The sequence below is a fragment of the Staphylococcus marylandisciuri genome (assembly GCF_025519785.1).
GTDB lineage: Bacteria > Bacillota > Bacilli > Staphylococcales > Staphylococcaceae > Staphylococcus > Staphylococcus marylandisciuri.
Genome location: NZ_JAOPKZ010000006.1, coordinates 97821 through 110718 on the forward strand (window position 1 = coordinate 97821; position 12898 = coordinate 110718).

10 protein-coding genes are annotated in these 12898 nt (G+C 37.1%); 6 read left to right on the plus strand and 4 right to left on the minus strand.

From position 1 onward, the window contains the following. Nucleotides 1–18: 18 nt before the first annotated feature. From mgtE to fabI, 3 genes are all read left to right on the plus strand, one after another. Nucleotides 19–1404 (plus strand): magnesium transporter, encoded by a 1386-nt coding sequence (gene mgtE / locus N9R04_RS04825; protein WP_262855419.1) that lies wholly within the window; start codon nucleotides 19–21, stop codon nucleotides 1402–1404. Between the two features lie 9 nt (nucleotides 1405–1413). After that, nucleotides 1414–3249: a monovalent cation:proton antiporter family protein gene (locus N9R04_RS04830; protein ID WP_262855420.1), complete on the plus strand. Its 1836-nt coding sequence runs from the start codon at nucleotides 1414–1416 to the stop codon at nucleotides 3247–3249. A 240-nt stretch (nucleotides 3250–3489) separates the two neighbouring features. Continuing rightward, on the plus strand, nucleotides 3490–4260 hold the full coding sequence (gene fabI / locus N9R04_RS04835) for an enoyl-ACP reductase FabI (RefSeq protein ID WP_262855422.1): 771 nt from the start codon (nucleotides 3490–3492) through the stop codon (nucleotides 4258–4260). Nucleotides 4261–4349: 89 nt separating this feature from the next. On the opposite strand, the gene cozEa is transcribed toward fabI, so the two are convergent. Then, complete coding sequence (cozEa, locus tag N9R04_RS04840) at nucleotides 4350–5435, minus strand: lipoteichoic acid biosynthesis protein CozEa (RefSeq protein ID WP_262855423.1); 1086 nt, start codon at nucleotides 5433–5435, stop codon at nucleotides 4350–4352. A 649-nt stretch (nucleotides 5436–6084) separates the two neighbouring features. Here cozEa and N9R04_RS04845 point away from each other — a divergent pair. The 3 genes from N9R04_RS04845 to N9R04_RS04855 all read left to right on the plus strand — a co-directional run bounded on the left by N9R04_RS04845 (nucleotide 6085) and on the right by N9R04_RS04855 (nucleotide 9248). After that, nucleotides 6085–7671 (plus strand): alanine/glycine:cation symporter family protein, encoded by a 1587-nt coding sequence (locus tag N9R04_RS04845; RefSeq protein ID WP_262855424.1) that lies wholly within the window; start codon nucleotides 6085–6087, stop codon nucleotides 7669–7671. A 228-nt stretch (nucleotides 7672–7899) separates the two neighbouring features. Then, nucleotides 7900–8646 carry an esterase family protein gene (locus N9R04_RS04850; protein WP_262855426.1) on the plus strand — a complete coding sequence of 249 codons (747 nt, stop codon included), beginning with the start codon at nucleotides 7900–7902 and terminating at the stop codon, nucleotides 8644–8646. An 89-nt stretch (nucleotides 8647–8735) separates the two neighbouring features. Beyond that, complete coding sequence (locus N9R04_RS04855) at nucleotides 8736–9248, plus strand: YjcG family protein (protein WP_262855427.1); 513 nt, start codon at nucleotides 8736–8738, stop codon at nucleotides 9246–9248. Nucleotides 9249–9546: 298 nt separating this feature from the next. Here the strand turns inward: N9R04_RS04855 and N9R04_RS04860 are convergent, their stop codons facing one another. The 3 genes from N9R04_RS04860 to N9R04_RS04870 form a co-directional block, all read right to left on the minus strand. Continuing rightward, complete coding sequence (locus tag N9R04_RS04860; RefSeq protein ID WP_262855428.1) at nucleotides 9547–9759, minus strand: hypothetical protein; 213 nt, start codon at nucleotides 9757–9759, stop codon at nucleotides 9547–9549. A 105-nt stretch (nucleotides 9760–9864) separates the two neighbouring features. Further along, entirely contained in the window at nucleotides 9865–11049 is a 1185-nt protein-coding gene (gene ltaA, locus N9R04_RS04865; protein ID WP_262855429.1) for a lipoteichoic acid biosynthesis MFS flippase LtaA, read from the minus strand. Beyond that, nucleotides 11027–12202 carry a diglucosyl diacylglycerol synthase gene (locus tag N9R04_RS04870; protein ID WP_262855430.1) on the minus strand — a complete coding sequence of 392 codons (1176 nt, stop codon included), beginning with the start codon at nucleotides 12200–12202 and terminating at the stop codon, nucleotides 11027–11029. Before N9R04_RS04870 ends, ltaA begins: the two co-directional genes overlap by 23 nt. Nucleotides 12203–12898 lie beyond the last annotated feature (696 nt).

Consider the following 12898-nt stretch of genomic DNA (forward strand, 5'->3'; position numbering starts at 1 on the left):
GGTTTGGAGGTGTGTGCTATGGCAAACGAGCACGATAATAAATATTTAAATGAAAAAGAAGTATACAATAAAGAATTGTTAGATCAATTGTTAATAGATAATCACATCGATGAATTTAGAGATGAATTTCTCGGCATGCATACGTATGAACAAAGTGAATATTTCGAAGATAGTGATAATGAGATTAGACAGCATATCTTCGAAGTATTATCTCCTGAAGAAGTGGCAGATTTCTTTGAACAACTTGAGTTTGAAGAAGAAGAATACGACCCATTATTTGATTCGATGAATGCTAATTATGCTAGTAAAGTGCTAGAATACATGTCATATGACAATGCTGTTGATATCATGAATCAATTGTCCAAGCAGAAAGTTGTAAGTATGCTTACTTTAATGAATAAAGAAGATGCTAAAGAGATCAAAGCCTTACTTCATTACGAAGAAGACACAGCCGGCGGTATAATGACTACGGAGTACATTTCTCTTAAAGTAACCACACCTGTTAAAGAGGCTTTAATGCACGTTAAAGAGCAGGCGCCAAATGCTGAAACGATCTACGTCATCTTTGCTGTTAATGACCATAAGCAATTGGTCGGCGTGTTATCACTGCGAGATTTAATTGTGGCAGAGAATGATGCGTACATAGAAGATATAATGAGTGAACGTGTCGTAAGCGCCAATGTGGCTGATGACCAAGAGGACGTTGCTCAAAAGATGCGAGACTATGATTTCATCGCCATGCCAGTTGTTGATTATCAAGATCATCTACTCGGTATTATCACTATCGATGATATCTTAGATGTTATGGACGAAGAAGCTAGTGAAGATTACTCACGTTTAGCAGGGGTTTCAGATGTAAACGCTAAACATGATTCGATATTTAAGACAGCCGGTAAACGATTGCCGTGGCTTATTACTTTGACATTCTTAAGTATGATTACTGCTACTTTAATTGGTTCTTTTGAAGATACGCTTTCTAAAGTCGCATTATTAGGTGCTTTCATTCCTATCATTAGCGGGATGTCAGGTAATTCAGGAACACAATCACTGGCCGTTTCAGTGCGTAAGATTTCAACCGGAGAAATAAATGAGCAGAGTAAATTTCTAGTGGCGTTGCGAGAAGCAGGAAGCGGTCTTTTAAGTGGCGTAGTTTGTGGTGTATTACTGATATTGTGTATTATGATTCTCCATCATCAACCGATACTAGCTCTGATAGTTGGAGCAAGTTTAACTGCAGCTATGACAGTAGGTACACTCATGGGTGCGGTTATACCACTAATTATGAATAAACTTCACATTGACCCTGCTGTGGCAAGTGGACCATTCATAACTACAATAAACGACATCATCAGTATGTTAATCTACTTTGGATTAGCTACATCATTGATGAATTACTTAACGTAAGGAGGACCTATGGAATTTGTATCTTTAGTCGTCGTCGTTCTCGCTGCGTTTCTTACTCCAATTATCATCAATAGACTAAATTTAAATTTCATCCCTATTGTGATCGCAGAGGTATTGATGGGTATTATACTTGGTCACTCTTTTCTCAATATCGTTGAGAAGGATGCCATGCTGAAGATATTATCCACTTTAGGATTTATCTTCCTCATGTTTCTAAGTGGTTTAGAGATAGATTTTAAAGCCTTCAAAAAGGACACTAGAACGAGTGGGAAAGAAAAGTCTGATTCAAAGTCGCCCGGTCATTTGAGATTGGCTACAACTGTGTTTGCTCTGATCATGGTTGTCTCAATCGTTTTCGCTTACCTATTTAAATGGTTCGGACTGATCGATGACGTACTGCTCATGGTCATCATTATATCGACCATTTCTTTAGGGGTTGTAGTACCGACGTTAAAAGAAATGAACATCATGCGCACGACCATAGGGCAGTTTATCTTACTTGTAGCTGTATTAGCTGATTTGTCAACGATGATACTGTTAACTGCGTATGGTGCTTTAAACGCTAAAAGCGGTGCACCATTATGGCTAACTTTGGTGCTCGTCGTGGTTGCAATCGTCTTCTATCTATTAGGTGTAAAGTTAAAGAAAGTCACTTATCTACGCAAATTAATGGATGGAACGACTCAAATTGGTATACGGGCAGTATTCGCTCTTATTTTATTTTTAGTAGCTTTAGCTGAAGGTGTAGGAGCTGAAAATATCTTAGGTGCATTCCTAGCAGGGGTGGTGGTCTCGTTATTAGGACCGGACCAAGATATGATTGAGAAGTTAGATTCATTTGGCTACGGCTTCTTTATTCCTATATTCTTTATCATGGTAGGTGTGGATTTAAATATACCAGCCTTGATTAAAGAGCCATCCATGTTAATCATTATACCTATATTAATTATCGCCTTCCTAGCTTCAAAGATCATTCCTGTATTCTATATCCGGCGATGGTTTGATACGCGTACTACGATAGCATCGGCATTCTTATTAACGTCGACGCTATCCTTAGTTATAGCAGCCGCTAAGATTGCTGAACAGTTAGGTGCTATATCAGCCAACCTTTCTGGTATATTAGTGTTGAGTGCAGTGCTAACCTGCGTATTTGTACCGATAGTATTTAAGAAGCTCTTCCCCATACCGGATGAAAGTACAAGGCGTATTAAGGTCAGTATGATAGGTAAGAATCAATTAACTATACCTATAGCACAGAATTTATCATCCCAGTTGTATCAAGTCTCGCTTTATTATCGTAACGATTTAAGCGATAATCGACGACTGTCCGATGATATCACAATTATCGAAATAGCAGATTATGAAGTTGACTTATTAGAGAAATTAGGCCTATTTGAGCAAGATATTATCGTATGTTCGACCAATGATGATGATATCAACCGAAATGTGGCGCTTATGGCTAAAGCGCACGGTATTAAAAGGGTCATATGTCGTCTAGAATCAAACTCAGATGATCAAGAATTGAGACGAGAAGGAATTGAGATATTTAGTAGTTTTACGAGTAATAAGATTTTACTCAAAGGCCTTATTGAAACGCCGAATATGTTAAACCTCTTGAGTAATGTTGAAACATCGCTATACGAGATTGCTATGCTAAACCATAAATTCGATGGTATACAGTTACGAAATTTCCCATTTGGCGGCGATATTATCTTCGTACGTATTATACGTAACAATGAATCTATCGTCCCTCATGGCGATACGCAATTACGTTATAGAGATCGTGTTATCGTTACAGGGTCAAAAGAATATGTTGATGAATTAAAACGAGAATTAGAATTTTAACTACTAGGATAGTTAATCTATCGGGAGCGGGACAGAAATCTAATTTAAATAAAAAGATTTCGTAGTCCCGCTCCCATAAACTAGTGCGTTAAATGTAATAACAATTGTTTATCATTTAGTCTCAATGTTAAAATGTTTAGTGGAATAATCAAGCGCGTTTCGTAAGCAAGTGTTGACGGGATGACTATAGTAACTGAATTCACTTGTAAACCGAATTAAGTTAAAAAAGGAGTTAAAGATATGTTTAGTTTAGAAGGTAAGACGTTCGTAGTTATGGGTATTGCGAACAAGAGAAGCATTGGTTTTGGCGTGGCAAAAGTATTAGACCAATTAGGTGCTAAATTAGTGTTTACTTATCGTAAAGAACGTAGTTTAAAGCAATTAGAGAAACTAGTAGATGACTTAAACCAAACGGAAAAGCACTTATACCAAATCGATGTTCAAAGTGATGAAGATGTGGTTAACGGTTTTGAAAAGATTGGTAAAGAAATCGGTCGTATCGATGGTGTCTATCACTCTATTGCATTTGCTAATGTTGAAGAATTAAGAGGTCGCTTCTCAGATACTTCAAGAGATGGCTTCTTATTAGCTCAGGATATAAGTTCATACTCATTAACGATTGTAGCTAGAGAAGCGAGAAAGATCATGGATGAGGGTGGTAGTATAGTAGCTACTACTTATATTGGTGGAGAATACGCCGTGCCGAACTATAATGTAATGGGCGTAGCTAAAGCAAGTTTAGAAGCTAATGTGCGTTATTTAGCTGCTGATTTAGGTGCAGATAACATCCGTGTTAATGCTATCTCTGCAGGTCCGATACGTACACTAAGTGCTAAAGGTGTAGGTGGCTTTAATGCGATTCTGAAAGAGATTGAAGAACGTGCGCCATTACAGCGTAATGTGGATCAAGAGGAAGTAGGCAAAACGGCTGCGTACTTACTCGGAGATTTATCAAGTGGTGTAACTGGTGAAAATATTCATGTTGATGCTGGTTTCCACGCGATTAAATAAGAGTAGTAAAAAGGGAGCGGGACAGAAATCTTTTTTATTCAAATTAGATTTCTGTCCCGCTCCCCTCATCTTAGTATGTTTTTTATCTTCTAATCTTTAACATCACTATTAGCTTTTTCTAGAATATGTTGACGGTAGTTAAAGACATTTTTAACAATCGTCTTAATTGCAGCATATAGTGGAACAGCTACGATGATTAAACCGAATCCTCCTAGTTCGCCTGAAGCAAGGATAACGACGATTATAGTTAATGGGTGAATGCTTAAAGATTTACCCATAACATTTGGCGTTACCACATTACTTTCAACTTGTTGTGCAATCAACGTAATGATACAAACCCAGATAAACGTAATAGGACTTTCAATAATACCTATTATCGCAGCGGGTATAAATGACATCCATGGACCTAGGAAAGGTATTAAGTGCGCTACACTGGCGAACATGACGAGTAATACTGTATATTTCAATCCAATTAATGAGTAACCGATGTACAGCATAATACCTAAGATAATACTTACCAGTACTTGTCCTTGAATATATGATTTCAAGGTATGGTCTAAGTCTTTTAATAGATTGACTACGAAGACTTTACGTTCTCCTTTAAAAAGACGCGCAATAAACGGTATAAAACGTTCATGGTCTTTAAGCATAAATATTAAGAAGAACGGCACCATGATTAACAGGAAGAGTGTTGAAATAAATGATGATATATAACTTACAGAGTTAGAGAGCACATCTGTAGTACTATCACCAGCAGATTTCACCATACTATTAATTCGATCAGTGACATCGCTCGGTAAACGATCCTTTTGATTTAGTGCAAAGTGAATAAGATCTTGTGCTTCATGTTGGAGAGTAGGGATTTGTGAAATAAGATTTTCAACTTGTGTGGCCATTAATGGGCCAACGACCCCTATGACTAGTGCAATTAAAGCAAAGAGCACAATGAAGATAATGAGTATACTTCCCCAGCGAGGAACTTTATACTTTTCTAATAACTTTTGCAGTGGTAGACATATGTAAAATAGAAAACCACTGAGTAGGAATGGAAGTAACACTGATTGAATAATGATGATAAATGGAGTGAAAACTTGATGTACTTCCATAACCAATTTAATTAATACGAACAAGATGATAAGTGCTATCCCTGTCCTAAACCAAACTTTATTTAACATTGGTTAGCTTCCTCCTAATAAACTAATTTACAGTTACATTTTAGTATAGCTCATTAGAACGTTTAACAAAAGGATATTTTTATCAGTGAGCTGCACACGACATCCTGAGAAAAGAATCCTTTGCAAAGTTATTGATATCATACTGCGCTCATCATCTATTTATACTTTGCGTTACGTTAAAATGGCTATAATTACGTAAATACTGCACTCTCTATATCATTTCCCAAATTACTATATCTTAAAAGTATATTAAAAATAAATTTAATACGTCAGAAAGTCTATTTAATAATGAAATTGCTCTTGAGTTTAACAACGTCTAAGCGTTTCAACTAAATACTCGATCAGCTATTTTCCCTACAATAAAACGAATTTAAGACGAGAATGAAACGTGACCTAACCTTGGTGTGTAAGATGAGTCAAACATAAGTGCTCAATATTTTACTCACTTGTGATAAATATAATTGGGTGGGGGGGCTCCATTACGCAATCTTATCGACGTAAAATGCGATCTATAATAATGAATTCAGAGCATTTGCGCACATATCTTTACATAGTCTTTATAAATTAAGTTGAAGCTCTATCTGATAAAGAGTATAATCTATAAAAACATTACGATTTATGTAATGTTAGATAAGGGGGAGTGATACATATGGTAGAGCAGATTGTATCATGGTTGAATGAGATTGTGTGGAGTAAGCCTCTCGTCATTGGCTTATTACTAACGGGAGTTTTGTTTTCAATTTTCACAAAATTCTCTCAAGTGAGACATTTCAAAGAGATGATTCGCTTAATGTTTCAAGGTGAGAAATCACCAACAGGTATATCAAGTTTTCAAGCTATTGCCTTATCGCTCGCAGGTAGAGTAGGTACGGGGAATATTGTGGGAGTTTCAACTGCTATATTTATCGGTGGTCCCGGTGCAGTATTCTGGATGTGGGTAACTGCCTTTTTAGGAGCAAGCAGCGCCTTTATTGAATCGACTTTAGGTCAGATTTATAAACAAGAAACGAAAGGCGAATACCGAGGTGGTCCAGCTTTCTATATTGAAAGAGGAATTAAGGGCAGAATCGGTAAGATTTATGCGCTAGTGTTTGCAGTGGTCACTGTTATTTCTGTAGGGTTATTACTACCAGGTGTGCAATCAAATGCGATAGCGAGCTCCATGACTAATGCTTTTAACATTAATCCTTGGATAGTAGCTATAGGTTTAGCAGTATTACTAGCGCTGATTATCTTTGGGGGCATTAAATCAATAGCCAACGTAGCTACTGCTTTCGTACCATTTATGGCTATTGCTTACATCTTAATGGCTATTATTATCATCGTACTAAACATCGATCAAGTGCCTGCATTATTTGGTTTGATCTTCAAATCAGCGTTCGGCATGGAAGCTGCTTTCGGCGGTATATTCGGTGCGATGATTGAGATAGGTGTAAAGCGCGGTCTGTACTCTAATGAAGCTGGTCAAGGTACTGGTCCTCACCCAGCAGCAGCGGCTGAAGTTTCACATCCAGCGAAACAAGGTTTAGTTCAAGCATTTTCTGTGTACGTAGATACGTTATTTGTTTGTACTGCAACGGCTCTAATTATTTTAATCTCAGGAACTTACAATGTCACAGATGGCGGGACAAGCTCTGACGGGAAACCAAATTTAATTAAAGATAATGGAATATTTGTTCAGATGTCGAATGGCGATAGGGATTATACTGGTACAGCGATGTATGCTCAGGCTGGTATTGATAAGGCGTTCCAAGGTAGTCACTATCACTTTGATCCAGCTTTTTCAGGCATAGGCTCTTACTTTATTGCTATAGCATTATTTTTCTTCGCATTTACGACGATTATAGCTTACTACTATATTACTGAAACGAACATTTCATATCTAACTCGAAATGCGTCGAATGCGACGACTAAGTTATGGATAAATATTACTCGTGTATTACTTATAATTGCTACAGTTTACGGATGTGTAAAGACAGCTGATTTAGCATGGGGAATGGGTGACTTAGGGGTAGGAATGATGGCTTGGCTTAATATTATAGCCATCTGGATACTTCATAGAAAAGCGTTGAGTGCTTTAAAAGATTATGAAATACAAAGGAAACGATTAGGATCGGGACGTTACGCAATTTATCGACCAGATCCTCGGGAAGTACCGAATGCTACTTTCTGGTTAAAAGACTATCCTGAACGACTAAAAAATGAAAAACACTTGAATAACGATATTACTGATTAGGTTGAGACATAGAGTTTCTGGGCACTGGGAAACCGTTCAACGGCATCCCAGCAGCAGGATGGTCGACAGAAACACTCGCGGTTAAACATGATTTGAACAATAATTTTGCTCATCGTTTGGTTCTGCTCTCATCCGCAACACTTTTGTCCCGACCTCAAATACTAATATTTTAAAATTATACGTCTCTTGGTACAATGATAGTATGCTAACTAGGGGGCGTATTTAACTATGACAGAATTTCAACCTGGAAAAATTACAACTTTTGAATTTCCAAGTGATATACTAAACCGTAACATCACTTTATCAGTATATTTACCGAAAGATTATACTGAACTTTTTAAACATAAAGTTGTGATTTGCTTTGATGGTCGAGATTTTTTTAGTTTTGGCCAAGTTCATCGCAAGTATGAAAAGTTAAGAAAAGAAGAGAAAATTGAGAAAGCAATATTTATAGGTTTTCATTATCAAACTGTTGATGATAGACGAAGAGAATTTCATCCTCAAGGTGATAAAGCTCCGCAAACTGTTAGGGCAGTAACGCAAGAGCTACTGCCATTTATTGACAACACTTTTGCTACTTATAAGGTTGGTCACGGTCGCGTGCTATTAGGCGACAGCTTGGCGGGGAGTATCGCGCTACTTACCGCTCTATCCTATCCACGCATCTTTAGTCAGGTTGGGGTGTTGAGCCCTCAATACGCCGAACCTATCAATCAATTAGTGGAGCGGTGCCAATTTAAAGAACAACTATCAATATGGCACGCAGTGGGGCTTGAAGAACAGAAGTTTAATTTACCGACAACTGGCGCTGAAGCTGACTTTTTAACTCCAAATCGTGCGTTGCATGAGCTATTAGACAAACACAACATTACTACACATTACCAAGAATTTGAGGGCGGTCATCAATGGAAGTCCTGGCAAGGACTATTAGAGGATTTACTGATCTATTTCTTATCAGATGACATATCGTTTTAGAAATAGAGTGCTTAACCTTTAGTTATAAGTAACGCTCTATTCAGAATTTTGATATAATGTATAATAAGATAAACAAAGGAGGAATTTAAATGCTTTTAGGATTAACATTAATTCCGTCAAAAGAATTTCAAGATGAGGTGAATTCTTACCGTAAGCGTTATGACTCTCATTATGCTTTAATTAAACCTCACTTAACTATTAAAAGCGCGTTTGAAGCGAATGACAGTGATTTAGATTCTATCAAGAATGAAGTGAAAAACCGCATTGAAGGTATTCCGGCCGCTGAAATTCATGCTACTAAAGCGTCTAGCTTTGCACCTACTAAAAATGTAATCTACTTTAAAGTTGATAATAATGATACTTTGCAGAAATTGTTTGATCAATTTAATGATGATAATTTCTATGGCAAGGCTGAGCATCCTTTCGTACCTCACTTTACAATTGCTCAAGACCTAACAAGTCAAGAGTTTGAAGACATCTATGGCCAAATGAAGTTAGCAGGCGTAGACCACAAGGAAACTATCGATGAACTAACGCTATTGCGTTATGACAATGACGAAGAAAAATGGAAGATCGTCGAAACTTATAAATTAGAAGGATAAGAACGCTTTCTCCATAAATTATTAAATATTCACAGTAAAGTTAAATTAAGTTTCACACGAAAAAGCACTAAGGTGATTTGTTAAATGAAATCGCCTTAGTGCTTTTTTAGTAATTGCTAATATAATTTGTGATTTTAGATGTACTGAGTTAGATATTGAGACATAAATCCCAGAAAAAATAACACTCAGATGATTTAATTCATTTCATCTGAGTGTTTCTTCTTGGGAGCGGGACAGAAATCTAATTTAAATAAAAAGATTTCTGTCCCGCTCCCTCTTTCTCTCTAGTCAAAGACCTTTATGTCCCAGCCTCCGGCTTCGCTTTTATAGGGTCTCCCCAACTCGCAGTGCTTGTGGAAACTGGTTTACCAGTTTCTCTTTGTTGGGGCCCCGCCCCAACTCGCAGTGCTTGTAGAAACTGATATACCAGTTTCTCTGTGTTGGGGCCCCGCCAACTCGCAGTGCTTGTGGAAACTGATTTATCAGTTTCTCTGTGTTGGGACCCCGCCAACTCGCAGTGCTTGTGGAAACTGATTTATCAGTTTCTCTGTGTTGGGGTGGGGCCCCCTCCTCAAACCCTAAACGCTTTTGTCGCGATATCTTCTGACGGATTGTATTAATCCCTGCGATGCTTCATGAAGTAAATTCCATAGAAGACTGCAAGGAAGAGATAAACAGCTGCTGAAAAATAGAAAGTGTTAATTTCACTTCCAGTAAACTGAGCTATAAGCCCTCCTGGTAGCGGTCCTAGCATCGCACCGAAGCCTTGTACGCTATTAAATACTCCCCAAGTTTCCTCTTGTTCTTTAGGATTGATATGGCTAGCCATAAATGTATTCCAAGCGGGTAACAGGACGCCATACATTAATCCTATGATTAGCGCGAGTAACCATACAATATAGACGTTGGTTATAAATGTTAACGCGAATATGAGAATCATATAAAGAACGAAGCCACCGAACACAATAGAATACATAAATTGTTTGCTATTTCTATCTATAACCTTTGATAAGAATAACATCGAAATGGTACAACCGATTCCACCTATAATCAAAGTGAGTGTATATTCAACTGTTGAAACGCCTACCGTCTTCTGAGCGTAAGTCGGTAATATAGGGAGTAAAGCTGAGATAGCTGTACCCTGAAGCAATATACCTGGAAACAGTACTAAATGGCGCTTCATTACATCGACAATTTGCACGAGTTGCGCTTTGACAGGTCTAGTATCGTAGTTCGTTAAACGTATTCTAACAAAATAATACATAACCCAAGCAATCAGCACAACAAGAGCCATGAGAAAGGCGAACTTGGTAGGGCTGAATTTGAATACTAAATTCATGCCTATCCAACCCACAAGTAGACCTAACAGCCAAGCGAAGTAAACGTAGCCCATTTGTTTGCCACGAGCTCTATCATCTACACTCGCCAACATGATTACCCAAATAGGGCTCACCGCCACACCTAAGAGCACGGCGCTTAAAATAAGTACAAAAGGTTGTGTAGGGAACCAAATAACTAAGAACAAGCTTCCAAAAGCCAAGAAAAAACCGAGGGTGAGCACAATCTTAGTACCTAACCGCTTAAGTATAAAACCAATGATAAAATTAGTAACGGCATCTGCTATAAAATGAACAGATACCGCTAAAGAAGTAATACCTACTGCTACTTTAGTAGCGGTTGGTAACATTGAAAGATAACCGAGAACGTACATGCCACGTGCAAACTCCATTAAAAAGAGAATGAGTAGCATGAGAACAAAATTTTTACTAATCGTTGTGTTATTTGACGAAGAACTTTGCATATAACGGCACCTTTCCATAAATTTCTTGCGTTTGAGTAGAAGTATAAAGTAAGTCTAATAAATCCTTACATAATTTATAAGTAGAGTGAGATACTTTAGCCTCGCTCATTAAGTTAGACATATGTGCTAACTCACGCGGGTGGTTAGATAAGTCTGAAACTACTTCTATAGTTTCTTCAGGTGTCAGAGCTATTCTACCAAATCCTTTGTCTTCAAAGTATATAGCATTCTCGAGCTCTTGCCCGGGCGCAGGGTTTAAGAAGACGAGTGGGATCTTTCGAGTTAAAGCCTCCGAGATAGTGATACCACCAGGTTTAGTGACCATGAGTTGACAGGAAGCCATCCATTCATTCATATGTTGAGTGTAGCCTAGTATCAACACGTTTGAGTAAGAATTAAATTGAGCATCAAGCGTACGTTTAAGCTCTTTACTTTTACCACAAATCATCACTACTTGTGAATTTGGACTACGATTAAGTATAGACTTAATTATTTCATCGAAGCCTTTTGATACACCAAAAGCACCAGCAGACATGAGTATAGTCGGCTTAGTCGGGTCTAGACCGTTCTGACTAAGCCAAGCTGATTTATCGATATCTTCTTCAAATTTATCAGCTATTGGTATACCTGTAACTTTTATATTTTCCTCAGGGATCCCTATGGATTTAAACTCTTCTTTCGTTTCTTCTGTCGCGAGATAATAACGTTCAGAATGAGGAGTAATCCAGTTCTTATGCATACGATAATCAGTCATAACCGTAGCTACTGGAACGTTCATATTAAATTGTTCGGTTAAGACTGACATTACTGGTGTTGGAAAAGTAAGAAGAATGAGATCCGGTTTTTCTTTTAACAATAAATTTAATAGTTTATTTAGACCAAAGTATTTATAAAAGCATTTATCTAACTTATCAGGGCGACTATAGTAAAATTGTTTATAAGTATTACGAAAATATTTAAAACTATTAATATACCACTTCTTACAAATAGTGGTAATAATTGGATGTGCTTCCATAAATAAGTCATGCTCAATTATCTTGATATGATCTAAATTCATTTGTTGAAATCGATTAACTATACTTCGAGTTACTTGCAAATGACCGTTCCCAAACGAACCAGTAATAATAAGAATCTTTTTATATTGAGTAACCATATAAAGTCACCCTCCAGTAGTCAAATTTAATTCAAAAAATAATTCAAATTTAGTTCATAATTAGTTCAAAATTAGTGTAACGCATTTTAATCATGTGTGAAAGCAGTATGAAGCGTCTAGTTCAATAGATAGAAATAAATATAGTTCAACAAGAACAACTAAGTCACGTATTTATATTTCTAACTATTATATCATTTTACAATTTGAAGTTGTATGAGTCATACTAAATACGACTTATAATAATTTTAAAGTGACTCAATACTAACCTATTTGTAGCATAACATGAATCGCACGATTTTCATTTCAATTTTATACTTATTATATAAAAGTTTAAATAGAGTTTACATAGAAAATACAAAGTTTAAAATGTATATTTTAAGTACGCTTGTATTGTTTTTAAATAGGTGAGGGTAGGACAATTTCAATCGATTTGGACATAAAGAGTTCATCGTATTCAATGAGAATGAACCTTCAAGGATAAGACTTATGAAAGTAGGAGCGGGACAGGAATCTAATTTGAATAAAAAGATTTCGTAGTCCCGCCTCGGCAAGGATGGATAGAATTGAAAAAAGCTCGATACAAGCGCGTTTTCAAATCAGCCATCTACTGCCGAGATGTTGAAGGGAGCGGGACAGGAATCTAATTTGGATAAAAAGATTTCGTAGTCCTGCCCCGGCAAAGATGACTAGAATTGA

Bases quoted from the DNA above. Each gene is read 5' to 3' on its own strand.
- N9R04_RS04870 (WP_262855430.1), bottom strand. From the start codon at position 12,202: ATGGTTACTCAATATAAAAAGATTCTTATTATTACTGGTTCGTTTGGG.
- N9R04_RS04830 (WP_262855420.1), top strand. From the start codon at position 1,414: ATGGAATTTGTATCTTTAGTCGTCGTCGTTCTCGCTGCGTTTCTTACT.
- N9R04_RS04855 (WP_262855427.1), top strand. From the start codon at position 8,736: ATGCTTTTAGGATTAACATTAATTCCGTCAAAAGAATTTCAAGATGAG.
- cozEa (WP_262855423.1), bottom strand. From the start codon at position 5,435: ATGTTAAATAAAGTTTGGTTTAGGACAGGGATAGCACTTATCATCTTG.
- mgtE (WP_262855419.1), top strand. From the start codon at position 19: ATGGCAAACGAGCACGATAATAAATATTTAAATGAAAAAGAAGTATAC.
- N9R04_RS04850 (WP_262855426.1), top strand. From the start codon at position 7,900: ATGACAGAATTTCAACCTGGAAAAATTACAACTTTTGAATTTCCAAGT.
- fabI (WP_262855422.1), top strand. From the start codon at position 3,490: ATGTTTAGTTTAGAAGGTAAGACGTTCGTAGTTATGGGTATTGCGAAC.
- ltaA (WP_262855429.1), bottom strand. From the start codon at position 11,049: ATGCAAAGTTCTTCGTCAAATAACACAACGATTAGTAAAAATTTTGTT.
- N9R04_RS04845 (WP_262855424.1), top strand. From the start codon at position 6,085: ATGGTAGAGCAGATTGTATCATGGTTGAATGAGATTGTGTGGAGTAAG.